This window comes from Actinosynnema sp. NPDC050801 (assembly GCF_040673975.1).
Classification (GTDB): Bacteria; Actinomycetota; Actinomycetes; order Mycobacteriales; family Pseudonocardiaceae; genus Actinosynnema.
Genome location: NZ_JBFAQZ010000002.1, coordinates 720365 through 744437, shown reverse-complemented (window position 1 = coordinate 744437; position 24073 = coordinate 720365). Strand labels below are relative to the sequence as shown.

At 70.8% G+C, this 24073-nt stretch carries 22 protein-coding genes; 16 read left to right on the top strand and 6 right to left on the bottom strand.

Annotated features, from left to right (window positions below; all coding sequences use genetic code 11):
• Nucleotides 1–102: 102 nt before the first annotated feature.
• The gene (locus AB0K14_RS07765) at nt 103–471 is read right to left on the bottom strand and encodes a helix-turn-helix domain-containing protein (protein ID WP_360459633.1); all 369 of its coding nucleotides are present in this window, start codon (nt 469–471) and stop codon (nt 103–105) included.
• A gap of 139 nt (nt 472–610) precedes the next feature.
• Complete coding sequence (locus AB0K14_RS07760) at nt 611–1012, bottom strand: nuclear transport factor 2 family protein (RefSeq protein ID WP_360459631.1); 402 nt, start codon at nt 1010–1012, stop codon at nt 611–613.
• A gap of 368 nt (nt 1013–1380) precedes the next feature.
• Here AB0K14_RS07760 and AB0K14_RS07755 point away from each other — a divergent pair, with 368 nt between their 5' ends.
• From AB0K14_RS07755 to AB0K14_RS07730, 6 genes are all read left to right on the top strand, one after another.
• On the top strand, nt 1381–1980 hold the full coding sequence (locus AB0K14_RS07755; protein ID WP_360459629.1) for a DUF4178 domain-containing protein: 600 nt from the start codon (nt 1381–1383) through the stop codon (nt 1978–1980).
• A gap of 23 nt (nt 1981–2003) precedes the next feature.
• Nucleotides 2004–2432 (top strand): DUF4247 domain-containing protein, encoded by a 429-nt coding sequence (locus tag AB0K14_RS07750; RefSeq protein WP_360459627.1) that lies wholly within the window; start codon nt 2004–2006, stop codon nt 2430–2432.
• On the top strand, nt 2429–3097 hold the full coding sequence (locus AB0K14_RS07745; protein WP_360459625.1) for a hypothetical protein: 669 nt from the start codon (nt 2429–2431) through the stop codon (nt 3095–3097). Before AB0K14_RS07750 ends, AB0K14_RS07745 begins: the two co-directional genes overlap by 4 nt.
• A 5-nt stretch (nt 3098–3102) precedes the next feature.
• Complete coding sequence (locus AB0K14_RS07740) at nt 3103–3525, top strand: DUF350 domain-containing protein (protein ID WP_360459623.1); 423 nt, start codon at nt 3103–3105, stop codon at nt 3523–3525.
• The gene (locus AB0K14_RS07735; protein WP_360459621.1) at nt 3522–5060 is read left to right on the top strand and encodes a polyamine aminopropyltransferase; all 1539 of its coding nucleotides are present in this window, start codon (nt 3522–3524) and stop codon (nt 5058–5060) included. Before AB0K14_RS07740 ends, AB0K14_RS07735 begins: the two co-directional genes overlap by 4 nt.
• A gap of 248 nt (nt 5061–5308) precedes the next feature.
• On the top strand, nt 5309–5899 hold the full coding sequence (locus tag AB0K14_RS07730) for a peptidoglycan-binding protein (protein WP_360459619.1): 591 nt from the start codon (nt 5309–5311) through the stop codon (nt 5897–5899).
• 82 nt (nt 5900–5981) lie between these two features.
• Here AB0K14_RS07730 and AB0K14_RS07725 read toward each other — a convergent pair whose 3' ends face one another.
• Nucleotides 5982–8264, bottom strand: coding sequence for an NB-ARC domain-containing protein (locus AB0K14_RS07725; RefSeq protein ID WP_360459617.1), 2283 nt, complete (start codon nt 8262–8264; stop codon nt 5982–5984).
• Nucleotides 8265–8396: 132 nt separating this feature from the next.
• On the opposite strand from AB0K14_RS07725, the gene AB0K14_RS07720 reads away from it, so the two are divergent.
• The 7 genes from AB0K14_RS07720 to AB0K14_RS07690 all read left to right on the top strand — a co-directional run bounded on the left by AB0K14_RS07720 (nt 8397) and on the right by AB0K14_RS07690 (nt 16980).
• Nucleotides 8397–9383 carry a hypothetical protein gene (locus AB0K14_RS07720; RefSeq protein WP_360459615.1) on the top strand — a complete coding sequence of 329 codons (987 nt, stop codon included), beginning with the start codon at nt 8397–8399 and terminating at the stop codon, nt 9381–9383.
• A 44-nt stretch (nt 9384–9427) separates the two neighbouring features.
• Complete coding sequence (locus tag AB0K14_RS07715) at nt 9428–10687, top strand: hypothetical protein (RefSeq protein WP_360459613.1); 1260 nt, start codon at nt 9428–9430, stop codon at nt 10685–10687.
• Nucleotides 10688–10830: 143 nt separating this feature from the next.
• Nucleotides 10831–12366, top strand: coding sequence for a right-handed parallel beta-helix repeat-containing protein (locus AB0K14_RS07710; RefSeq protein ID WP_360459222.1), 1536 nt, complete (start codon nt 10831–10833; stop codon nt 12364–12366).
• Nucleotides 12367–12699: 333 nt separating this feature from the next.
• Nucleotides 12700–13305, top strand: a complete 606-nt coding sequence (locus tag AB0K14_RS07705) for a toll/interleukin-1 receptor domain-containing protein (protein ID WP_360459220.1) — start codon at nt 12700–12702, stop codon at nt 13303–13305.
• Nucleotides 13302–15362, top strand: coding sequence for an AAA family ATPase (locus tag AB0K14_RS07700; RefSeq protein WP_360459218.1), 2061 nt, complete (start codon nt 13302–13304; stop codon nt 15360–15362). Before AB0K14_RS07705 ends, AB0K14_RS07700 begins: the two co-directional genes overlap by 4 nt.
• Entirely contained in the window at nt 15352–16044 is a 693-nt protein-coding gene (locus AB0K14_RS07695; RefSeq protein ID WP_360459216.1) for a hypothetical protein, read from the top strand. Before AB0K14_RS07700 ends, AB0K14_RS07695 begins: the two co-directional genes overlap by 11 nt.
• 192 nt (nt 16045–16236) lie before the next feature.
• Complete coding sequence (locus AB0K14_RS07690) at nt 16237–16980, top strand: cellulose binding domain-containing protein (RefSeq protein WP_360459214.1); 744 nt, start codon at nt 16237–16239, stop codon at nt 16978–16980.
• A 153-nt stretch (nt 16981–17133) separates the two neighbouring features.
• Here the strand turns inward: AB0K14_RS07690 and AB0K14_RS07685 are convergent, their stop codons facing one another.
• Together AB0K14_RS07685 and AB0K14_RS07680 are read right to left on the bottom strand one after the other, a co-directional pair.
• On the bottom strand, nt 17134–17667 hold the full coding sequence (locus tag AB0K14_RS07685; protein WP_360459212.1) for a hypothetical protein: 534 nt from the start codon (nt 17665–17667) through the stop codon (nt 17134–17136).
• Nucleotides 17668–17730: 63 nt separating this feature from the next.
• On the bottom strand, nt 17731–18429 hold the full coding sequence (locus tag AB0K14_RS07680) for a hypothetical protein (RefSeq protein ID WP_360459210.1): 699 nt from the start codon (nt 18427–18429) through the stop codon (nt 17731–17733).
• 215 nt (nt 18430–18644) lie between these two features.
• Here AB0K14_RS07680 and AB0K14_RS07675 point away from each other — a divergent pair, with 215 nt between their 5' ends.
• The 3 genes from AB0K14_RS07675 to AB0K14_RS07665 are packed head-to-tail and all read left to right on the top strand — an operon-like array spanning nt 18645 to nt 22055.
• On the top strand, nt 18645–20042 hold the full coding sequence (locus tag AB0K14_RS07675) for an ATP-grasp domain-containing protein (protein ID WP_360459208.1): 1398 nt from the start codon (nt 18645–18647) through the stop codon (nt 20040–20042).
• A complete protein-coding gene (locus AB0K14_RS07670; protein ID WP_360459207.1) occupies nt 20039–21463 on the top strand; it encodes an aminotransferase class V-fold PLP-dependent enzyme in 1425 nt (474 codons plus the stop codon). The genes AB0K14_RS07675 and AB0K14_RS07670 overlap by 4 nt, the downstream gene beginning before the upstream one ends.
• 55 nt (nt 21464–21518) lie before the next feature.
• A complete protein-coding gene (locus tag AB0K14_RS07665; RefSeq protein WP_360459205.1) occupies nt 21519–22055 on the top strand; it encodes a hypothetical protein in 537 nt (178 codons plus the stop codon).
• Between the two features lie 24 nt (nt 22056–22079).
• Here the strand turns inward: AB0K14_RS07665 and AB0K14_RS07660 are convergent, their stop codons facing one another.
• Nucleotides 22080–23882 carry a PQQ-binding-like beta-propeller repeat protein gene (locus tag AB0K14_RS07660; protein ID WP_360459203.1) on the bottom strand — a complete coding sequence of 601 codons (1803 nt, stop codon included), beginning with the start codon at nt 23880–23882 and terminating at the stop codon, nt 22080–22082.
• Between the last annotated feature and the right edge of the window lie 191 nt (nt 23883–24073).

The following is a 24073-nucleotide window of genomic DNA, read 5'->3' as shown; positions in this document are numbered from 1 at the left end:
GGTCACCGAGCCGGGTCAGGTACACGGTGGGCGGGCGAGCGTTCCCCGTGGCAGGAGGTGCGCGGTGCCGGGGTGTTCCCCTCTTGGGATCAGCTCCTGGGATCAGCGGCGGGTGTCGTAGGTCTCGCGGGCGGCGAGGACTTCTTCGATGTGTTGCTCGGCCCAGCGGCCCAGTGCCTGGAGGGGTGTGTGCAGTGTGCATCCGAGGGTGGTGAGTTCGTACTCGACCCTGGGTGGCATCTCGGCGTAGACGTGTCGGGTGACCAGTCCGTCGCGTTCCAGGTCTCGCAGCGTCTCGGTGAGGACCTTCCCGCTGATCCCGTCGACCGTGTTGCGCAGGTCGCCGAAGCGCATGCGGCCGTCGCTGAGGGCGATCACCACCATGGCCGTCCACTTGTTGGCGATGCGGGCCAGTGATGTGCGGGACGGGCAGGTCGCGGTGAGCACGTTGAACTCCGGGTGCTGGGACATGGGCTGTCTCCGTTCCTCACCGGGGCGGGGGTGGCGGGCTGCACGGGGCGGGTACACGGCAGTCCGAGGGTGGCCGGGCGGACTCGGCACAAGTGGTGGAGGAGGACCACCCGCCTTCGACGACGTCGCCGAACCGGTGTCAGTGGGCGTCCCAGAAGACGTCCTCGGCGTCCTGGTCGGCGGAGAACAGCCACACCTCGGCGATCCGGTCGCCCTCGACCCGGAAGACGTCGATGCCGTCCATCGACATCTCGGCGCCGTCGCGTCGGGCGCTGAAGTGGACCGGGATGGTGAACAGCGCGCCGTTGACCATGGTGGGGCCGGTCGGCGTGATCTCCAGCGTGCCGTTGGTCGCGGCCATCTGGGCACCGAGCATCCGGTTGACCGCGTCGCCTCCGACGTGCGCGCCGGCCAGGCGGTGGTTGCCGGGCTGGTGCCACACGACGTCCTCGGTGAACAAGGCGGCGACCGCGCCGAAGTCCTTCGCGGCCACCGCGTCGGCGTACTTGCCGGCGACGGCGAGCGTGGTGCTGGAACCCATCGTGAACATCTCCTTGGTGACCAGTTGTTGAGGGGGCCATCATTCACCGCGGGTAACCAGCCACCTCAAGGTAACTATCGCTCCAGTGTGACCCAGGTCATACGCACCTCATCATCCGTCGAGCGGGCAATCGACGCGATCCGGTGGTCGGTCTCGTGCCCGAGGTAGCTCTCCGAAGTGGAGCGGTGACCCGGCGGCGTCGGCGACCTGGAGCGTCCTGTCGATCGGGCGTCGGCAAGCCCACCACGGCGAAGTCGACCACCGACGCGTCGAACTGCCGGGCGGCGATTTTCGGGATCCGGTCCGGCGGTGCTGTGCGATGACCTATCGTGTGAGCCGCTGAGTCGGATCTGGGTAGGGGGTCTTGGGTGGACGGGCTTCTCGTCCTGCTGCTCGTTGTCGTCGCAGCGGCGGTCGGGGCGGTGGCGGTCGGGCTGTGGCTGCGCAAGCGGAAACCGGTGGTGGCCAAGGCTCCGGTGGATCCGTTCGCGGACAACGATCACCACGCGATCCACGGCGACCCCCGCAGGCTCAAGGCCGGTGACCTGGTCGATCTGCGCGGTGAGTCCTACGTGGTGCGGGGCACCCTGCGGCTCGACGAGGGCGGCTGGTCCTGGTCGGAGCACCTGTTGGAGCAGACCGACGGCGAGCGGGTGTGGTTGTCGGTCGAGGAGGACCCGGAGCTGGAACTGGTCGCCTGGACCGAGTTCGACACCGCCCTGGCACCGGGGCCGAAGACGCTTGCGCACGACGGGAAGCAGTACCGCTCCGACGAGTCGGGCGAGGCGAAGTTCCGCAGTGAGGCGACGACCGGGCTCAACGCCGAAGGTGTCGTCAAGTACCACGACTACACCGCCGGTGACTCGCTGCTGTCCTTCGAGGCCTACGGCGAAGCCGACTGGGAAGCGACGATCGGCGCGAAGCTGTCCATCTACGACGTGCGCATCTACCCTGCGAGCTCCGAATGAGCGACGAACCCCTGACTCCCGCGGTGAAGAAGCCGCGATTCTGGTTCTGGACGGCGGGCATCCTCGGCGTCGTCGCCGGCGTGATCGCCATCGCGGTGCTCGCGCGCGGGACGACCGTGCGTGACCACGTCGACAGCACCTACTCCCGCGCGGCGCACCTGGACCGGGGCGAGGAGATCGCCTTCACCAGTCCGCGGGCACCGAGCCTGGTGGCCGCGGACATCGTGGGGCGGTGGAAGCCGGTGTCGCAGTACGCGGACGCGAGCGGGGTCTACCTGCGGTACAACGACGACATGGTGCTGGTCCGTCCACAGGGGACCGGCAGCGTCATCCGGGTCGACGACGTGGACCGCGCCTACCGCACGTACCACTCGTCGGTGGGTGGCAACTGGGGCTGGACGTCCGGGCACGGGGAGTCGTTCCGGGGACGGGGTCCGGGGGCTGGCAAGTGAAGAAGGCGATCGTCTGGGTCACCGTCATCGCGGTGGTCTTCGTGATGGTGTCCGTGGAATCGGGTTGGTGGTCGCCGAGCGACAACGACACCACCATCCCGACGCTGTCGGAGGCCGACGGCAAGGACCTCGTCAGCAGGCTCGCGAAAGCCGAAGCGGCACAGGGTGTCTGCTACGGCTGGGTCGTGTCCGACGGCTCGGGTGATCCGGTCACCTCCGGTTCGAGCCGAGGCGTCGGCGTGTCCGCCGACAAGTGCGGGCGGTACGCGATCCTGGCCAGCACGATCACCTACACCTCGGAGTCGAGCGAGTCGGAGGACTCCGCCTCGGTGACCGTGCGCACCTCGAGCGGACTGCCCGACCTGACCTTGTCGGACCTGTCCCGCGTGGGCGTGGACACGGCCGCCCTGCTGGCGGAGCCGACCACGACGACCGCCTACGGCGCGCTCGCGCTCCCCTTGCTCCTGGCCGAGAAGGGCGATGTCGCACCCTTGGAACCCGTTGTGGCGACAGCGCAAGCCGCCACCCCGATCGGGCGTCCGGGCTCCGACTTCGCCGCCAGCCACCCCGGTGCGATCATCGCACTGTCGATCTTCGGCGGAGCCGCCCTGATCGGTCTCGTCGTCGGATTCATCCTGCGCCGCAAGCGCGGTCAAGAAGGGTAGTCACCGTGTCCGACCTGCTCAACGGACTGCTCGGCACGCTGGCCTACGGGGCCGTCGGTCTGGTCCTCATGTCGCTGGGCTTCGTGCTCGTCGACGTCGCCACACCCGGCAAGCTGCGGGACCTGATCTGGGTCGAGCGCAACCGCAACGCCGCGGTCCTGCTGTGCTCGGGCCTGCTCGGCATCGGCATCATCCTCACCACCGCCATCGTGATCAGCGACGACAACGTCGCCGTGGGGCTGCTGAACACCGCCGTGTACGGCGTGATCGGCCTGGTGCTGATGAGCCTCGCGTTCGTCGTGATCGACCTCGTGACCCCGGGCAGTCTCGGCGAGGTCATCTCCACCGAGGAAGGCCATCCGGGGGTCTGGGTCTCGGCCACCGCGCACGTCGTCGTCAGCGTGATCATCGCCGCCACCATCTCATGACCCGTACCCGGTCGGCCAGGATCGCGCTGCTGGCGACCGTGTTCGTGTGCGCGGCGTGCGGGCTCGTCTACGAACTCGCCCTCGTCGCGCTCGGCAGCTACCTGATCGGCGACACCGTCGGGCAGGCGTCGATCGTCGTCTCACTCATGGTGTTCGCCATGGGCATGGGCGCGCTCCTGGCGAAACCGCTGCAGCGCAAGGCTGCCGCGGCCTTCGCCGCGGTGGAGTTGGTGCTCGCGCTGCTGGGCGGGCTGAGCGTCTTGCTGCTGTACGCGGCGTTCGCCTGGCTCAGCCTCTACACCCCGGCGCTCATCGCGATGGCGCTCGTCCTGGGCACGCTCATCGGCGCGGAGATCCCGCTGCTGATGGAGATGCTGCAGCGGATCCGCCGCCAGGAGGCGGGTTCGGCGGTCGCCGACCTGTTCGCCGCCGACTACGTGGGCGCGCTGCTCGGCGGGCTCGCGTTCCCGTTCGTGCTGCTCCCCCTGTTCGGCCAGATCGAGGGCGCGCTGGTGGTCGGCATGGTCAACGCCGTGGCGGGACTCGGGCTGGTGCTGACCGTGTTCCGCACCGAACTGGGTCACCAGGCCAAAGCCGTCCTCATCGGCTCGGCCGTGGTCGTCGGCGGCGTGCTGGGCGGCGCGTACGTCATGGCCCAGGACTTCGAGGTCACCGCCCGCCAGGCCCTCTACGCCGACCCGGTCGTGCACGCGGAGCGCACGCCGTACCAGGAGATCGTGCTGACCGAGTCGGTCTCCCTGACGGGTGCCCACGACGTGCGGTTGTTCCTCAACGGCGACCTGCAGTTCAGTTCAGTCGACGAGTACCGCTACCACGAGGCGATGGTGCACCCGGCGATGTCCGGTCCGCACCGCCGCGTGCTCGTCCTCGGTGGCGGCGACGGCCTCGGACTCCGCGAGATCCTGCGCTACCCCGACGTCGAGCGGGTGACCCTGGTCGAGTTGGACCCGGCGATGATCGACTTGGCTCGCACGGACTCGCGGCTGACTTCGCTGAACGGCAACGCCTTCGCCGATCCGCGAGTGGTCGTGCGGACGGAGGACGCCTTCACCTGGCTGCGCGGCGCGACCGACCGTTACGACGTCATCATCGTGGACATGCCGGACGCCGACTCCACCGCGACGGCCAAGCTCTACTCGCTGGAGTTCTACGGCCTGGTCGAACGCGCGCTGGCCCCCGACGGCCGGATGGCGGTCCAGTCCGGCTCCCCGTACTTCGCCCCCAACGCCTTCTGGTGCGTCGAGAACACGTTGCGCGCCGCAGGTCTGAAGACCGTGCCGTACGAGGTGTCGGTCCCCGCGTTCGGCGAGTGGGGATTCCACCTCGCCGCCCGCGAGACCACACCGTCGCTCACCCTGCCGTCCGGGGTGCCGCTGCGCTCACTGGATCCGGCGACGCTGGCGGCCGCGGCCGTGTTCCCGCCCGACCGCCGCAACCCCGGCGACCTGGCGGTGTCGACCCTGATGGACCCCGTCATCCTGCGCTACGCGCGGGAAGAGTGGACGAACTACTGAGGCTGACCGCTCCACGTCGGGCCTCGCCGCAGTCGAGGGAACACCCGCGCAGGGGCGGCTCCTCCGGTCTGTCTCTGCGCATACCCCCAGGACGTCCGCTCTTGCCCGAGCTGGATCTCCTCCGCTTTCCTCGGCAGGAAAGCACGACGAAACCGACATCAGGACGATGGTCACGTCGCCAGGCCGGAGCAGGGCCTGGACAAGCAGACGTACCGAACCGACTGATGGATGCGATCCGAGGGGGACACATGAACGGCAGAGGGTGGAAGTCGGGTTTCGTCGCGCTGAGCGCGGCGGTCGCGACCGTACTTTCGGTGAGCCCGGCCCAGGCGGACTACCCGGGTAACTCCGATTCGTACGGCACCACGTTCGTGGACGGTGACGGTACCCTCACCGACGACTTCGGGGACCACTTCGAGGAACTCGGCAACTCGCTGTGCTACGGCTGCGGCGAGTCGTCGAACACCGACATCGTCATGCTCTGGCAGAGCATCCTCGTCGCCGAGCACTACCTGGACTTCCACGACGTGGACGGGGACTTCGGGTCCAAGACCAAGGCCGCCACCATCCAGTGGCAGCGCAGCCGCGGGCTCGACGCCGACGGCATGGTCGGGGACGCCACCTGGAGCAGGGCCGACGACCGGCTCGTCTGGGTCGGGTCGACCGTGCGGTACAAGAGCGCCGGTCTCTTCGGGTTCGTGGAACTGCACCGGGGAGACAGCGACAAGTACCACGACGGCGGCGCCTACCACCTCCACAAGGTCATGCAGGGCGACGGCGTCGACGTCTACACCAGCAGCGGCACCCGCATCTTCCACCGCGTCAAGACCATCAGCTAGGCCCGCTGTCCGACGGCATCGCCGGGCCATCGACCGCGACACCGCCGAGCGCCGGCACAGTGGGTCGGGCGAATGGCGTCCTTCACCGGGTTCGGAGGATCTCCGAGGCCAGGGCGTGATTACCGCGGCGCTGGGCGAGGGCCAGTGCGGTGCGCAGCTCGTCGGTCCCCCGCCGCACGTCGCCCATCGACAGCAGCAGGTCGCCGAGGTCGCGGCGGGTGGTGGCCTCGCCCAGGCCGTCACCGATCCGGCCGGTGAGGAGAGCGCTGCGCTCCAGCGCCTCGACGGCCTGCTCCGTCCGGCCGATGTCCGCCCACAGCAGCGCGAGCAGGCGCAGGGCGCCGGCGGTGCCGCGGTCGAACCCCGCGCCCTCGGACAGGGCGAGGCACCGCTCGAAGTGGCCCTCCGCACGAGCGGTGTCGCCGAGCCGGCGCACCAGCATGCCGAGGTTCTCGTGCGCCGCGGCCTCGGCCACCGGGTCGTCCAGCTCGGCGACGATGGCCAGGCCGCGTTCGCCGCGGTCGATCGCGGAGCGGATGTCGCCCTGCGCCTCGAACAGGTGGCACAGGTTGGTCAGGCACATCGCCTGCCCCGCGCGGTGCCCCAGCTCGGCGAACCGGGCGTAGCCGCGCTCCACCAGCTCGATCCCCGCGGCCAACCCGTCACCGGCCCGGTCGCGGCTGACCGTCGCGATCCCGAGGTCCATGACGGCGAGGGCCTCGGCGACCCGGTCGGTTCCCTCCCGTGCCGCGTCACGCGCGATCTCGCACACCCGCACCCAGTCGTCGTCGAGGCCGCGGAACACGTAGAACCCGAACAGGGGCACCGCGAACCGCACCAGCAACTCCCTCGGCACCCCGGCGTCGGCTCGGGCCCGCGACAGCAGGGGGATGAAGGACAGGTGCTCGCGGTGCAGCCACTCCACCGCTTCGCCGGAGTCCCGGAACGGGGGTGACGCGGCCTCCCACCGGTCATCGGCCCACGCCGAGCGAACGCTGAGCGGGTACAGCAGCCGCTGGGCGCGCCACGCCGCGGCGGCGTAGAACTCCAGGAGCCGGATCGTCGCCGCGACCCGCACGTGGTCGTGCGACGGCGTGGACACGACCTCGCGCACGTACACCCGCAGCAGGTCGTGGATCCGGTACCGGCCCGGTTCCCGTGCCTCCACCAGGTGCAGGTCCGCGAGCCGGTCGAGCACCCGCGCGGCCGCGCGGCCGTCGAGGCCGAACAGGTGCCCGACGACGGCGGCGTCCAGTCCAGGCCCTTCCAGCAGGCCGAGCAGCGGGTACGCGTCGGCCGCCTCGCGGTCGCGCGGGTCGGCGCTGGTGGCCAGGTGGTCGACCGATCCACCCACGCGGACGCGGACGGCCACGTCCTCGGCCTCCAGGTGGTCGAGCCGGGTCTCCTCGTCGGCCAGCAGCGCGGCGACGTGCTCCACCGTCCAGGCCGGTCGCGTCGCCAGCCGCGCCCCGACGAGGTGGACCGCCAGCGGCAGTCCGCCACACCGCCGCACGACCGCCGCCGCGGCGTCGGGCTCGGCCTCGACGCGGTGCCTGCCGGCGATCCGGGCGAGCAGCTCGACGCCCTCGGCCCCCGACAGCATGCCGAGGTCCTCGTGCCGCGCGCCGGGGAGGGACACCAGGCTGCGGCGGCTGGTGACCAGCACGGCGGACCCGGCACCGGTCGGCAGCAGCGGCAGGACCTGGGCGGTCGACACGGCGTTGTCCAGCACCAGGAGCACCCGCCGGCCCGCCGTCCCCGACCGGTAGCGGGCCGCGGCCTCCTCGACGTCCTCCACTGGTCCGGCACCGGGGTCGAGCGCGCTCAGGAGGTGCGCCAAGGCCAGTCGCACCGACGGTCCGGTGTCACCCGCGCGCACGTCCCCGCCGAGGTCGACGAACAGGTGCCCGTCGGGGAACTCGGCGGCCACCCGGTACGCGATCTCGACGGCCGCGGCGGTCTTCCCCGCCCCACCCATGCCGGAGACGGCCACCACCGCCACTCCCGTGGACACCACGAGGTGGTCACCGACGGCCGCGAGCAGGTCCGCGCGACCGGTGAAGCCCGGCAGCCGGGGAGGCAGCTGCCGTGGCGCGACCCACCACGTCCGCTGCTCGACCGGGGCGGGCGGCGGCGTGGCGGCACGGCGGGTGGCGGCGGCGACCAGCACGGCCACCTGTTCCTCGGACAGCCGCAACGCGCGGGCGAGCCGCAACACCGTCTCCCGGCGGGGAGACCGGCGATCGCCGCGTTCGAGGGAACCGATGGCCTGCGCGCTGAGCGACGAACGCTCCGCCAGTTCCTCCTGGGTCAGGCCCGCCTCGTGCCGGTGGGCGCGGAGGAGCACGCCGAACGTCCCGTCCACAAGCCCCCCGTCGACCGCGGCCCCGGCTCCCTACCGACGACAACCCCTGAGTGTAGAGGTGGCAGTGGAGGTTGTCGCTGGTCGTTGCCGACGACCGTGGGCAGGGTGCTGCCAACGGACGAGGGGGACGAAATGCGTGGTTGGCGCAGGGTCGGTGTTGCCGCACTGGTGGTGCTGGGTGGACTCGCGGTGCCGTCGGCGCAGGCCGGTGGCACCGAGGATGACGTGGTCGTGACACCGCTCGCGGCGGGCGACAGCGTGCAGCGGACGGCGTCGCGTTCGCGCGACGTGACGGGTGACGGCTGGCCCGACATCGTGGCCAGGCAGCCGGGCATCAACAACGGCGCCCTGTGGGTCTACACCCATTCCGGCAGGTTGCAGGGGATGAGCACCTTCTCGGCGAAGACGCTCGCCGGGACGAATTGGAACATCTACAACTGGATCGGTGTCGCCGAAGTCACCGGCGACGAGAGCGAGGTCGTCGCGGAGGCACCGGCCGACCTGGTCGCGCGCCGGGCGTCCGACGGCGCGCTGCTGGTCTACCCGCACAGCGGCACCTTGAACGGGACCCTCACCTGGGGCACGCCGGTGGTCGTCGGGTCCGGCTGGAACAGCCAGACCAAGATCATCCTGGCGGACGTGTCCGGTGACGGGTACGACGACATCCTGTCCTTCGACGGCTTCGGGAAGTGGTGGGTCTACCCCCACAGCGGGAACTTCGACGCCACGCGGACGTTCCTGCCCCGCGTGCAGGTCGGCCAGGACAGCGTGGGGTGGATCGGGTGGGTGATGGCCACCTCCTGGTACCGGGAGAACCCCGACCGGATCATCACCGTCAACGGCAGCGGCGAGGTCCTCGCCGGGCGGCACTCGCAGAAGTTCAACGGCACCGGCACGTTCGCCGAGGAGGTGCTGCTGTCCGGCGCGGTGTTCAACTGGCAGACCACGACGTCGTTGTCCCTGGTCGACATCAACGGCAACGGCAACGACGACATCGTGAAGCGCCTGCCCGACGGCAAGTTGATGGCCTACCCGTACCTCGGCTGGGGTGCGTCGCCCGCGTTCGGCGCGCCGGTCCAGGTCGGTCAGGGGTGGCAGATCATGGATCTGATCACGTGACCGCTCCGGTGTCGTCCGTTCTCCCCGCCCGAAGAGGTGAGGTCATGATCAAGAAAATCGGCCGGTCCGCGGCGATGTCCGTGCTGGTCCTCGCGGTCCTGGTGACGTCGCCCGGCGCCGTCGTCCACGGCCAGGCCGCGCCACCGGCGACGCAGGAGCAGGCCGCGCAACAGCCGTACGTCACCGAGACGCACGCCGACGACGTGTTCACCGAAGACATCACCCCGGTGACCTTCGACGAGTGCAAGGACCACCCCGCGACGCCCGCCGACACGCACTGGTTCAAGGACCGGTACAACGCGTGTTGGAGCGACCGGTACACCTACGCCTACATGGTGACCAGGAACGGCGTGGAGGTCGAGGTCGGGCGGAGCAACTTCCGGCTCGACTTCGTCGCCACCGCCGTGAACGGCGCCAACCAGGTCGCCTTCGCGCTGAGGGTGGTGCACCTGGAGGACATCAACGTCACCTTCAAGGACACGTTCGGCCTGGCGATCAAGTTGGGTTGCATCAACGCCGACCTGGCGCGGCAGAGCACGTGCGAAACACCGTCGAGCACGGCCATGAAGACCATGCGGCAGTGGGAGGACGAGGGCGAGAACTACCCTGTGACGTTCCTCTCCACCGCGACGACGACCAGTGTGCCCGCGACCGACAAGCACGCGGCGGAGAAGCATGGCTCGTTCGCCTTCAACCTGCTCCTCACCTCGATCAGCCCGGATGGGAAGCTGGGGCTGATCGAGTCGCCGATCGAGACGTTCCGCTGCGACGTGGCCCGGTCGGCCTACGTCGCGGGCAGCCACTGCGTCTTCCCGCGGGTCGTGCCGACACTCGCGCTCGACGCCGGCGACGCGACGTACGGCGAGTCCGCCAACCTCATCCGCAAGGCCCAGATCGACATCGCCCTCACCAGGCCCAACGTGCAGGACAAGAAAGCTCCCGGCCGCAAGGAGGACAACGTCCCGTTGCACCGGTTCTTCGGCGACTACGACCCGAACAACAAGATCCGCGGCTCGCGCCGGAAGACCCAGAACGTCTGCCGCAAGTACTGGGGGGTCGACTACGCCACCTCGGTCGCCGGCACGCCTCGGGAGTGCGACGAGTACCCGTTCGCGACGACCTACGAGAACGCGGCGCTGGTCGACGAGAACACGAGGTGGAACTTCGCCGCGGCAGCGATCAGCAAGTCGCACAACAGGAAGGCGGGCGAGATCTACCAGGCCTTCCTGAGGACCGAGCACCTGCTCGACGGTGACGCGTTCTACGTCCACGTCGACAACCCGCTCGACGTCCACACCGAGTGAGGACGACACTCCACGAGCACCGCGTCGTGCCGGGACGCCAAGAGGGCGGCCCGGCACGACGCGGTCCTCCGCCAGGAGCCCGTGCACACCGGATCGCGTCGACCCTCCTGAGAAGGACCATGAACCACTTGCGCTGTCGCAGCATGATCACGGCCATCACGCTCGCCGCCGGGATGCTCCTCGGGAGCGCCACGAGCCAGGCTGCCCCGTCAGCGGCGGCGACCTGTTCGGGCGTGACCGTCCCCCTCGGCGCCGACATCCAGAGCGCGGTGAACGCGCACCCGGCCGGAACGACCTACTGCCTCGCCGCGGGCCTCTACCGCCTGCCCGCGCCGTTGACGCTCAAGACCGGCGACACCCTGTGGGGTGCGGGGCCGTCACCGACACTGGGGACCATGCTGTCCGGCGCGCGGGTGATGACCGGCTGGGTGGCCTCCGGCGCGAACTGGTACGCCAGCGGGGTCCTGCCGCCGTCGTACGGGGACCCCAACGGCCAGTGCGAGAACCTCTCGACCAACCTCTGCCACAAGTTCGAGGACGTGTTCCGCAACAGCACCCAACTGCTCCGGGTGGCCGGCCTGGACCAGTTGGGACCCGGTGGCTTCTACGCGGACTACGCGGCCAACCGCGTCTACGTGCGGGACAACCCGGTCGGGGCGACCATGCAGATCGGCCGCACCCGGGCGGCGAACACCGTCGGCGGCGCCACCGACGTGGTGATCCGCGATCTCGGCGTGCGGCACTTCGCGTCACCGAGCCAGCTCGGCGCGCTCGAACTCGGCCACCGGTGGAAGGTGTTCAGCGTGGAGACCAGCTACAACCACGCACTCGGGTTCAAGGTGAGCGGCGACGACGCGTCCTTCACCGCCGGTCGGTCGTCCTACAACGGTCAGCTCGGCGGCGGCGTCAACCGCGGTCGCGACTTCACCATCACCGACGTCGAGATCGACCACAACAACTCCCAGGCGCTGTACTGGGTCAGCGACTGGGAGTCCGGTGGCATCAAGGTCACCAACGGGGCGACCGGCGTCGTCGACCGCGCCAACGTGCACGACAACTTCGGCATCGGCCTCTGGGCCGACGGCCAGGCCGGTGACCCGGCAGTGGCGAACTCGTTGCGGTTCCAGAACTCCAGCATCGTCCGCAACTCCGCCGACGGGGTGCGCTTCGAGATCAGCAGCAGCGGCCTGATCTCCGGCAACACGGTCACCGACAACGGCTGTGACCTGCTCGGCCGCCGAGGACCCCAGGCGGTGGCCGGCCTGCCCGACGGCGCCGGCATCGACATCAACTCGTCCGTCCGGGTGGTGGTCTCGAACAACACCGTGAGCCGCAACCACAACGCCATCGGCGGCCAGGAGCGGCGGGGGCGCGAACTCCACCTGCAACACCTCCGCGTGGTCGACAACACCGTCGACCTCACCAGGTGCGCCAACGACTTCGGCCTCGGCCTCGCCGGCGTGGTCAGCGACCAGCGGGCGGACCGACCGCCGTACTGGGGCGGGACCTTCACCGCCGAGGGCGACAACCTGTTCATCGGCAACGACTACCGGATTCCCGCGGCCGACGGCGGCCTGAGCGCCAGGCGATTCGCCTGGAACGGCACCTACCGGCACACCTGGGCCGCGTGGACCGTCTACGGTCAGGACGCGGGCGGAACGGCCGTGGTCATCCCCTGAGAACCGGCACCTGGCGTCGACCGCGCGTGCGTGCGGCCGGGGATGGCTCCGGAGGTTCCGGGTGCCGGGAGGCGACGCCCGGTATTCCACCGGATGGAGAATGGAGTCCGTCGCGCACCCGACCGCCGTCACCGCGACCGGACTCCCCCGCCTGCCCGACCTGCCACAATTTCGCCGTGGACGATCGGGATGGACCACCCGACAGATCCTTCGACGTCGAATGGAACCCGCTACCCGCTCCGGGAGTGATCGCGCTCCGCTATCCTGGCCTTTCGCCGCATCCGGGGAACCGCATCGGTGCCCACCCGGTCGACGTCGAGTGGATGGACGCGAGTGTCGTACGAGTTCGACGTGTTCCTGAGCTACCGGCGGACCAAGTGGTGGCCGGTCTACGTCAGGAAGCTCTTCTTACCCATGCTCGACCACTGGTTGTCCGCGGAGTTGGGCGCCGAGGCGCGGATCTACTTCGACGCCGAGGACATCGAGACGGGCACCGCCTGGCCGCACCGGTTGGCCACCGGTCTCGCGTCCTCGAAGGTGATGCTCTGCCTGTGGTCGCGCGAGTACTTCGCCAGCCCGTGGTGCCGGGCGGAGCTGGGCCACATGCTGGCGCGACGCCGGGCGGCGGGCGGCTCGCGTGAGCCGTTGCCGCTGATCCTGGCCGCGGTCCTGCACGACGGCAAGGACTTCCCCGGCGAGCTGGGCGACATCCAGCACTTCCCGCTCCAGGACTGCGCGAGCCCGTGGATCGCCGAGGGCAGCCCGAAGGCCGAGGTGCTGTCGGACAAGGTGATGAAGCTGGCTGCCGACCTGAGCCACGCCATCGACCGCGCGCCCGCGCACGACCCGAAGTGGCGCGAGTTGGCGATAGACGAGTTCACCGGACTGTTCGAACGCAGCCGGACACCGACGCGACCACCGAGCCTGGGCATCACGTGATCGTCACCTTCTACTCCTACAAGGGCGGCACGGGCCGCACGATGGCGCTGGCCAACATCGCCGTCGTGCTCGCCCGCGCGGGCCACCGGGTGCTGGCGGTCGACTTCGACCTGGAGGCACCCGGCCTGGTGCGGTTCTACGAGGAGCTCGCGCCGGGAGCCACCGCCCACGACGGGCTGATCGACCTGCTGCTGGCGGAGTCGGCCGCGCCGGGTGGGACCGACTGGCGGGACTACGTGGTCACGGTCGACGGCACGCTTTCCCTGATGACCAGCGGGCGCAGTGACCCGGAATACGCCGCGAAGGTCCTCGGCTTCGACTGGGGCGAGTTCTTCGCCGCGAGCGACGGCGCGGAGTTCTTCGAGCGCCTGCGCGCGGACTGGACCGACGAGTACGACTTCGTGCTGGTCGACAGCCGCACCGGGATCACCGACACGGGTGGCATCTGCACCATCACGCTGCCCGACGTCGTGGTGCCGGTGTTCACCGCCAACCACCAGAGCGTGGACGGCGTGGTCGAGGTGGTGGGACGGGCGCAGGCGGGCCGCCAGGCACTGGACTACGACCGACCGCCGCTGGTCGTGCTGCCGCTGCCGTCCCGGTTCGACGGCCGCACCGAGCTGAAGTCGGCGCAGGTGTGGATGGGCCGGTTCGCCGAGGCGTTCAAGCCGTTCTACGCCGACTGGCTGCCGAAGGGCGTGCGGCCGAGGCAGATCCTGGAACGCACGAAGCTGCCCTACGTCGCCTACTTCAGCTTCGGCGAACGCCTGCCCGTGCTGTCCGAGGACACCTCGGACCCGGAGTCCCTGGGCTACGCCCTCCGCACGGTCGCGACGCTGATCGAGGGCCACCTGGCCAACGCCGCCGAAGTGCTGGGCGTGCGGCCGGCGACCGAACCCGTCCGCGAGCGGGTCGAGGAGCCGAGCCTGGCCGTGCACCGCCGCCCCGGGCCGCTGGCCCGGATTCCGCGCACGGCGATCCCGACGGCGGTCGCGGCGCTGCTGGGCGTGGTGTCACTGTTGGTGACGAACACGCTGCTGGTCCCGTTCGCGTCGATCACCTTGCTGCGCGGCGTCGGCACCGGGGTCGAGTTCTTCGCCGACGAGCAGGTGCGGCGCACCCTGATGAGTCACCGCCTCGAGGTGCGGGTCGTCGACGTGGGGAGCAGCCGGCTCGCCGCGTCGGACGTCACCTCGTACGACTTCGTCCTCTCCTCCGGGGAACCCGGGACGGACGCGGTCCGCGAAGCCCTGCGCCAAGCCGGACGCGAGACCCGTTCCACGCCGATGTTCGCCGGCCCGCTGGTGCTCGCCACGACCCGGCCGTACGCCGAGGCGCTGGTCCGGCGGGGAACGGCCGAGGAGATCGGCGAGCCGTACTACCGGGTCGACCTCGCGAAGTTCCTGGCTCTGGCGCAGGAGGGCAGGCGGTGGGCCGACCTGGACGTGCTGGAGGGGCCTGGCAGTTCCGCCCCCATCACGGTCCACGCCCCCGACGTGTGCTCCTCGAACCTCGGCTCGGCCTACCTGGGCCTGCTCGCGACGGCAGGGAACGGTGGACTGGCACCAACCAGGGCAGAGGCGCGGGAGGTCGCCCGCTCGGTCACGCCGTTGCTCGAACCGGCCGAGTCCGGCTCACACCTGACCGACCTGCGCCTGCCGAACGCCCAGCACCCCGTCATGGTGGTCGAGGAGCGCGACTACCTCGGACACCAGTCACGCATCAGGGCATCCACCGGGGACGTCGACCGGGACCTCGTCCTGCTCTACCCGACGCCCGGACTCCTGCGCGAAGTCGAAGTCCTCCCGTTGACCGCCGAGACCGGGCGACTGACGTGGGTGTTGGCGGATCCCGTCCTGCACCGGCGTGCCGCCGAGTTGGGGTACCGCGCGCCGTTTCGGAAAGACGGCGAGTTGCGGAACGTCCTGGAGCAACGGGGAATCCCGGTCGTGCCGGAGCTGTCGGCGTTGCCGGACGAGGTGCCGCTGCCCGAGCCCGAGGCCATGCGGACGCTGACCCAGGCGGTCGGGGACTGCGAGGGTCGCGGTGGACGCTGACCGAGCGCTCTGGTTCAGCGTCTGGTGGCCGTGGCTGGTCCTCTGGACGGTGACGGCCACGTGCCTAAGCACGACCGCCGCGATCCTGTGGGTGGCCAGGCGGAGGTGGCAGAACCCGCGCCGCATCGCGGGCATCTGCTACTACCTCGACGAACACGCCGTGCTGGACCTCTCTGCGGTGTACGGGCCGACGCTGGTCAAGGAGGCGCGGACGACCGAGTACGCGGTCCGGTTGGGTGACCTGAAGACATCCTCCTCCAGGGAGGTCGTCAGGACGTACGTAGCGGTCGCCGAGCCGATCATGGTGGTGAACTCCGTCCTGGAGGCGTTGGAGACGACCGACGGCCTGGTCGAGGTCGACCTGACCGCCGGGACGATGCGGGTGCCCACCTCGTCCCGGCACGGGCGGTCGGCCACGCTGCGGGAGGTGGACGGGTTCGTGTCGGTGGAGGGCTACTTCCGGACCACGTCCCGGTCGGGCGACACCGCAGTGCTCGTCGCGCCCTTCGGCGACCCCGACGACCCGGAGTCCGGGCCGCGGGTCAGCGTGCACTGTGCGGTCGCCCACCTCTTGGTGGACCCGCCGGAGGGCACGTTCGCGGCGCGCTGCCTCGGCCGCGTGCAGGCCTGGGACGCCGAACGCGGTGAGCTGACGATCCGGCCGATCGCGTTGTTCGCCTGACCCGGTCGGTCCGCAGCCGGACGGGGTGTGCACGATGACGGCGAGCACCGGGACGTGCCGGCGGCGTGCGCGGGTGCGGGATCTGTTCGGGGTTGCCCTTGACACGCACCGGGCGCGGTTCCATCGTGTCGAGATATGGTCGTAAGCCGGGAAGTGTTATCGCGGTTCACGTTGTCGGCTCTCCTCGCCGCAGTGGTGGTGATTCTGTCCGGCTTCTCGGCGGGACACGCCCGAGCCGAGTCGCCCGCCGTCGTGGTCGACCACGGCGGTACGAGTTACGCGGTGATGCCTGGATCGGGGAGCGCGGTCGTCCGGCTGTCGCTGTCCAGCCCACCGGCGACCGCGACGACCGTCACCATCGCGTTGGCCGGTACCGGCGCGTCCGGACCGGTGTTCGTGAGCTCGCGCCGCACGTTGACCTTCACACCGGCCGACTGGAACGTGCCGCAGCCGGTCAGGATCATCTCGTTGCGCGACTTCGGCACGGCGGCGTTCAGCGTGACGGGGCCGGGCGTGACCGGCGGCCTGATCCAGGTGTACGCCAGCACGATCCCGTTGCCACCCAACCTGAACCAGAGCTGCCGGATCACCCACTCCACCCACTCGTGGCCCGGAGGCTTCGCGATCACGGCCACCGTGACCAACACCGGCACGGCCCCGATCACCGACTGGACCGTGTCCGCGCTGTTCGGCGGCGACGAGACGGTGGTCGGCTCGTGGCCCGGCCAGTGGGGCCAGTACGGCCGGGGCGCGGCCTTCGCCGCACAACCGGGACAGCGCCTCCTGGCGCCCGGCACATCGGTGACCATCGGCTTCCACGGCCGGTTCACCCACCAGGCGGGCGGGCCGTGGCTGCGATGCACCCCCGAGCCGTACCTCCTGCCGACCACCACCCCTACCCCCAGTCCGACGACCACGCCGGCAGGTTCGGGCTGAGGTCACGCCGGACCTGATCAGGAGCGCGGGCGACCCACCGGACCTCCGCCATCGGAAGCGGACTCGGCACCGTCTCGTCCGTCACCTTCGTCGGCAGACTCCTGAGCACCTGGATCCGCTGCGACCGCGAGATCGCAAGCCCGGGGAACGCCCCTACGTCGAGGTGATCGACAGGACGAGCGTGGAGGTGGTGCTGGAGACGGTGCCCAGTCCGAGGGTGCACAGCAGGATCGGGGCGGATGGGCTGACGGTGGTCGACACGACGCTGTCGCCGGTGAAGAGCCCGGCGGTGACGGTGCCGGTGGTGGTGACGACGTGGGCCGCGCCGACGGTGGCGACGGTCGAGCTGCCGGTGATGGTGCTGCTCTGGCCGGTGTTCCAGGTGATGGTCAGGGTAATGGGGAACCCGGTGAGCAGGTCCAGGCACGACCGGCCCGGGGAGGTGACCTCGACGGAGCGCGCGCCGGAGGTCAGGCCGGGCACCGTCGCGGACACGCAGCTGTACTGGCCCGACGAGTTGACCACGACGGTCTGCGGCGTGGCGGTCAGCGGCGGGGTGTAGGTGTTCACGTTGGTGCTGGGCGGGCCGCAGGTGACGTCCAGGACGCCGGCCGTGGCCGGAGTCACGGTGGCCAGTGGTGCCGCCAAGCCGAAGATCGCGGCGATGAGGACGTGCGGCAGACGCATGAGAACTCCCGTTCCTTGTGCGGTCTCGCTGTTGTCGGATCTCGCCTCAGGGGAGCGCGGACGTCACGGTGTCGAGGTGATGGTGAGCGCGACGAGTGAGTAGATGCTCGGCACCGCTTTCAGTCCCGCGGCGCACAGCAGGATGTCGGCGGATGGTCCGGTGATGGTCTGCAGGACCGAGTCGCCCGCGAACAGTCCGGCGGTGACGTTGCCGGTGATGGTGATGATCACCGCGGTGCCGGCGGAGGTGACGGTCGTGTTGCCGGAGATGGTGGAGGTCTGGCCGGTGTTCCAGGTGATGGTGAAGATCAAGGACGCCGGTTCGAGCAGCTTCAGGCAGGACGCGTCGGGGTAGGGGAAAGTGGCAATGCGGGATCCGGAGGTCAGCCCCGGCACGCTCGCCGAGGTGCACGGCCCGTACTGCGTCGACGAGGTCACCGTCGTCGGTGCGGGGCTCGCGGTCAGCGGCGGGCTGTAGGAGGTGGTCTGGCTGCTGGTCGGCAGGCAGGTCACGTCCAGTGCGCCGGCCGTGGCCGGAGTGGCGGCGGCCGTCAAGCCCAGGACGGTGGCCATCGTGGTGACGAGACCGGCCAGGACGGTGCGTGAACGCATTTGTCGCTCCGGGAAGAGGTGCGGAGGAATCCGGGACGGCACGACGCCGCCTGTCCAGCGGATCGGCCGAACCGACTCGTTCGTTACCGACGGATCGTTTTCCACATTCACATCGGACGCGATGGCGCAAGCGATGTGCGGTCGATCCACCACATGACACTTTGCGTATTACCGACGTCCATCGGGAGGTCGACCTCCTGGCCCTTGACCGCGTGCAAGCGGCCCAAAGGTGGACAATTCAGGACTCGCCGGACGTCGACGACCTCCAGTCATGACGGGTGAGAATTCGACCCGGAAGGATGAAGACCGGAGAATCTGTTTTCTGGCGGTTGCCGACCGGAACGGGCAACAATTACGTTGCGCAAATGGATGAACACCGCCCAGGGGACGAGCCTGTCCGCGTGATGCCGCACGGCGTCGCCGCAGGACGGGGTGCGACCGCGTTGGCGGCGGCGGTCGACGAGGTCGTCTGGTACGACCGGTCGGCGTTCATCACCGCCGCGTGCGGACCGACGATCCCGGGGTTGACCTACCGGCCGCGACCTCGCCGCACCACCGGTCCCGCCGTCGGGCACGACGTTCGCGACAGAGACAGCGACAGCCGCAGCGGCGGTGGCGGTGGCGGTGGACGACGACGGGTGTCGGTCACGTTCGCCCCGGAAGACGACGGTGCCGCGCGGCCGTGGGAGGACGACCCGTCGGCGCCGTTGCTCGCGCCGCCGCGACCGGTGGCCGACCGGGCCGCGGACAAGATCAACGCAGTGTCGATCTTCCGCGCCGCCGGGGTGCGCACCCCGCCGTCCGTGGTGCTCCCGGCCGGCGCGACGACCGTTCCCGACGAGGTGTCGCGCTGGTCGCACGACGGCGCGGTGGTCGTGCAACGGGCCGCCAACAACCTCATCGGCCGCGGCACCAGGCTGTCGCGCACGAGCGACGAGCTGGCAGCGACGTTGGCCGACTGGCCGGGCGAACCGCTGAAGGCTTCACGTCACGTGCCGGGGTTGCCGGTCACGGTGTCCGGGTGCGTCGGCCGCGACGTGACGGTGGTGTCGGGCATCTCGCACCAACTGGTCGGGATCGCCGAGCTGGGGGCGGGTTGGGGCACCCACTGCGGCAACCAACTGCTCGGCGAGGCCGACGTGTCGCCGGAGGTGCTGTCGCGGTGCAGGCAGGCGTGCCACGCGGTGGGCGAGCAGCTGCGGGCACGCGGGTTCCTGGGCGTGTTCGGCATCGACGCCGTGCTCGACCGGGACGATCGGGTGTGGGTCATCGAGATCAACCCGAGGTTCCAGACCGTCGTGTCGCTGCTGCACGCGGCCGAAACCGGTCAAGGGCTGTTGCCGCTGCTGGGCGTGCACGTCCTGGCGAACCTCACTCCCCTCACCCCTGTTCTCACCACGCTCGAACGCGAACCGCCCGTCGCCCCGTTCAGCCAGCTCGTCGTGCACTTCGGCGAAGTCGGCAGCGCCGGCCGGTTACCGGGAACCGGGTGCTACCGGATGGCCGGTCCGGGGGTCGTCCGCCGCGTGGCCGACCGCTCGTTGTCGCAGCTGGGTCCCGACGAAGCGCTGGTGTGGGCGCACGCCGCTGAAGGCGACCAGGTCGAGCCGGGCGACGAGGCGGTGCTCGTGCAGTTCGGGCGTCGGGTGGCCACCGTCGAACACCCTCCTCGCCTCACCTCCGACGCTCGGGCGTGGCTCGACGTGCTGCGCCCCACCGCACGACGATCGCAGCCCGTCGCGCGCCAGGGGCATGACCGGTGATCGGCCGGGACGACGCCGGGGAGCTGCGCCGGCTCGCCCACGCGGTGGCCGACCTCGTCGTGGACCACCACCTCGGGCTGACCGGCTCGTCACCGGGTCGCCGCGCCCGCCCCGAGGACCTGGCGTGGCTCGACGAACCCGCCCCGCGCGGACCCACACCGGCCGACGAGGTGCTGCCGCAGGTCATCGACGGGATCCTCCCCCACCTGCTCCAGGCCGACCACCCGCGCAGCTTCGCCGGCGTGCCCAGCCCGGCGGACCCGGTGGCCGCCCTCGCCGACGCGCTGGCGACCGGGCTGAACCTCACCACGGTCAACTGGTCGCTGGCCGCGGGCCCCTCCCAGGTCGAGCTGGTCACCGCCCGGTGGCTGGCCGCGGCGTTGGGCATGCCCGCGGGCAGCGGGGGCGTGTTCACCTCCGGCGGCTCGGTCGCCAACCTGACCGCCATCGCCGTGGCCCGCGACCGGCTCGGCCCGCCACCCCACGACCGCGCCCCGATCGTCTACCACGGCGACCAGGCCCACCCCAGCGTCGGCCGCGCCCTGCGGGTCCTGGGCTTCACCCCCGACCAGGTCAGGGTGCTGCCCTGCGACGACGACCGCCTCGTTCCCGACGCCGTGCGCGCCGCCGTGGCAGCCGACCGCGCCGCCGGGAGGCGACCGCTGGTGGTCATCGCCACCGCGGGCACCACCAACACCGGCACCGTCGACCCGCTGGCCGAACTGGCCCAGGTGTGCCGGGACGAAGGGCTCTGGTTCCACGTCGACGGCGCGTTCGGCGCCGCCGCGGCCTTCGGCTCCCGGGGAGACCGGTTGCTGCCCGGACTGTCCGAGGCGGACTCGATCACCCTCGACCCGCACAAGTGGCTGTTCCAACCCTTCGGGCTGGGCTGCCTGCTGCTGCGCGAACCCGGCACGCTGGCGGGCACCTTCCACCTCGACTCCGACTACCTCGCCGCGATGCACGGCCCGGGCCAGTCCCGCGACCTGGGCACCAGCGGCATCGAGTACACCCGCCCCTTCCGCGCGTTCAGGCTGTGGTTCACCATCAAGGTCCGCGGCCTGGACGCGCTGCGCGACGCCGTCGACCACGGCGTGGCCCTCGCCTCCCACCTGGCCGCCGAGGTGCGCGGGCGACCGGACCTCGAACTGATCACCGGCCCCCGCCTGGCCGTCGTGTGCTTCACCCACCGCGCCATCGGACGCGACGCGCGGGCGCACCAGCTCATCAGCGACCGGCTCCTCGACCTGACCCCCGGGAACCTCCTGCTGCCCACCCGGGTCGCGGGCCGTCCCTGCTTCCGCGCCTGCACGATCAACCCCCGCACCACCGGGCAGGACCTCGACACCCTGCTCGACCACGTCGAACAACTCGCGGCAACGGAACTGGAACCGCAGGACGGACCACCGTCGACCACCTGAGTTCCCGGGCCCACCACTGATCGATCACCACGCCAACCCCACGGAAGGACGGACGATGTCCGCACTCGGAAAACTGACCACGGCACTGCTGGTCGCACTGCTCTCGGCAACCGCGGTACCCGCTGCCCGGGCACAGCCGGCACCGCACGCCTTCCCGGCGGTCCAAGCGCTGACGTCCTGCGCCGGCACCAACACCGTGCACTTCGACCCGGGCCTGCGGCTGCTGCCGCGACAGGTCGCGATCTCCGGCAACGGCGCCTACAACTGCGTCTCCACCGACCCCGCCATCACCTCGGGGACCTCGGTCGTCACCGGGTCCGGGTCGTTGGGCTGCCTGACCTCCGACGGGAGCACCACGGAGGTCATCACCTGGAACACCGGCGAGAAGAGCAGGCTCGCCTACACCTTCGCCATCATCGTGCAACCCGGCGGTGAGGCGATCGTCGTCGTGGTCGGCACGGTCGAGTCCGGCAAGTTCGCGGGCAGCCCCATCGCCTCCCCCGGCGCCCAGGTCACGCTCAACCCCCTGCAGTGCCTCGGCGGCACCGGCGTGGAACTGATCACCGGACCCTCCACGCTGATCATCGGCTGACCCGCGCGGCCCACCTGACGCCGGTCAACCCTCCAGGCCCACCACCGCCGGATCCGACGTGCTGCTGTTCCAGTCGCGTTCGATCACGATCGCTCCGGGCGCGATGACGAGGTGGACGTCGGGGCCGGAGGGCGACGAGTCCCAGCCGTCCGGGCGGATCGGGGTGTAGGTGGGCGGTGAGCCGTCCAAGGGCTGCGTGACCAGGGTCCACCCGCTTTCGTCGACGCATGCGTTGTAGAACGTGGTGCTCGTCGTGGCGTGCGCCCTGGGAGCCGCGCACTCGTACGAGAACGGCGCGGTTACGCCGGTGTTCGGGTCCACCGCCCGGAGGTGGCTCTCGTTCACCCTCTCCACCAGCGGGGTGACGCCGAACTCGGTGCGCACGTCCGAGGACAGGTCCAGCGGCGCCAACGCCGTGCCGGTCTCGGCGTCCAGCAGGACCCGGGTCACCACCGCGTTGCTCTCGGGGTACATCCCGCCTGGCCGGTGGTCTTCCAACCGCAGCAAGACGGCGGCTCCGCCCGGGAACCCGTCCTCCACCTCTATCTTGTCCAGCCCCGCGCGGGCCGCCTCGATCGCCGTGATCTCGTGCCGCCACCGCTCCTGCCCGGTCACCTCGTCCAGCGCGAGGACGCCCTGGTGGAAGTCGTCGGTGCAGCGCATCGGCACGAGCACCGTCGTGCGGCCCCACGTGTCCTGCAGCCCGTACGTCGAGCAGCCTTCCGGCAGCTCCCACCGCCACCGCGGCTCACCGTCGGCGATGTCGTAGCCGGTGACACCGTTCTCGTCGCGCACGGTCAACGTTCGCGAGCCCGGCCTCAGCGCGTTCTTCCCGTCCAGGGTCGACCGGACCACCCTCTCGAACCGGGGCGCCCCGGTCTCGGCGTCCAGCAGGACCGCCAACTCCAGCGCGGAGCGGTCGTGCCGCGACCCGAACACCACCACCACGGTCCGCCCGTCGGGCGACCCGGCCAACCTCTCCACCACCACCCCGGGTCGCCCGTACCGCCACTCCTCCTGCCCGCCGACGCCGTTCAGCCCCACCACGAACCCGTCGGCGGTGGCCACCGCGACCCCGTGCCCGGCGGCCACGACGTCCACCACATCGGCGGACGACTGCCACGTCCACCACCGCTCCCCAGGCCGCTCCGGCAGGGGCCGGGGCGGGGAGTCCCACGCCTCCCGGACCTCGGAGCGGACCACCACCGCCTCGGCCGCCGTCGGCGCGAACACCGCGGCGACCGCCACCACGACCACCGCCAGCACCCCGAAGGGCCGCGGCCGCCACCGGATCACCGCCCAGACCGGACCGGTCCGCGGCTGTGCCGGGGCGTCGGCGAGTGCTTCCTGCTCGGCCGAGCCTTCGGCGTGCGGCTGCGGCGAGTCCCCGGTCCGGGCCTGCTGCTCCGCCGGGCCCTCGGTCACCTGACCGGCCGAGCCTTCGGCGGGTGGCTGCGGTGCGGGCGAGGTACGGGCCCGGGGTTGCACCGGCTTCCCGACCACCCGGTCCCGGCGTGCGGCCAGGCCGATCACTCCCACCGCGACCGCGAGCGACCCCACCGCCAGCACCGGCAGGTCGTCACCGGGCAAGCCGGTCAGCAGGTCCCGCACCAGCAGCCGGCACGCCTGCACCGCCAGCCCGACTCCCGCCACCGCCGCGACCACCCGCGCCCGGCGCCGGCCGACCACCCCCACCAACGCCACGACCACGACACCGATCACCAGCCAGATCACCGCGGTGTCCGCCTCGACCCGCGACACCCCACCGGACAGGAACGGCGCACCGCTCGCGCACAACGCCCCCGCCAACACCAAGTACCGCAGCATCGATCCCCCTCCGAACGCCTCAGCGCCCGCTCACCGCTTCCCCGCGACCTCCGAGCGGAGCCGGTCGTTCCACGGCGGCCGCCGCGACACTGCGGCGGTCATCAGTGGCGACCGACGTGCGTCAACGGGATGGCCGGACGGTATCCGCGGTCGGGTCGGCGCACTGTGGTGTGTTCGCACCACCGTCACAG

Bases quoted from the DNA above. Each gene is read 5' to 3' on its own strand.
- AB0K14_RS07720 (WP_360459615.1), top strand. From the start codon at position 8,397: ATGCGTGGTTGGCGCAGGGTCGGTGTTGCCGCACTGGTGGTGCTGGGT.
- AB0K14_RS07765 (WP_360459633.1), bottom strand. From the start codon at position 471: ATGTCCCAGCACCCGGAGTTCAACGTGCTCACCGCGACCTGCCCGTCC.
- AB0K14_RS07685 (WP_360459212.1), bottom strand. From the start codon at position 17,667: ATGCGTCTGCCGCACGTCCTCATCGCCGCGATCTTCGGCTTGGCGGCA.
- AB0K14_RS07730 (WP_360459619.1), top strand. From the start codon at position 5,309: ATGAACGGCAGAGGGTGGAAGTCGGGTTTCGTCGCGCTGAGCGCGGCG.
- AB0K14_RS07665 (WP_360459205.1), top strand. From the start codon at position 21,519: ATGTCCGCACTCGGAAAACTGACCACGGCACTGCTGGTCGCACTGCTC.
- AB0K14_RS07715 (WP_360459613.1), top strand. From the start codon at position 9,428: ATGATCAAGAAAATCGGCCGGTCCGCGGCGATGTCCGTGCTGGTCCTC.
- AB0K14_RS07735 (WP_360459621.1), top strand. From the start codon at position 3,522: ATGACCCGTACCCGGTCGGCCAGGATCGCGCTGCTGGCGACCGTGTTC.
- AB0K14_RS07710 (WP_360459222.1), top strand. From the start codon at position 10,831: ATGATCACGGCCATCACGCTCGCCGCCGGGATGCTCCTCGGGAGCGCC.
- AB0K14_RS07660 (WP_360459203.1), bottom strand. From the start codon at position 23,882: ATGCTGCGGTACTTGGTGTTGGCGGGGGCGTTGTGCGCGAGCGGTGCG.
- AB0K14_RS07760 (WP_360459631.1), bottom strand. From the start codon at position 1,012: ATGGGTTCCAGCACCACGCTCGCCGTCGCCGGCAAGTACGCCGACGCG.
- AB0K14_RS07675 (WP_360459208.1), top strand. From the start codon at position 18,645: ATGGATGAACACCGCCCAGGGGACGAGCCTGTCCGCGTGATGCCGCAC.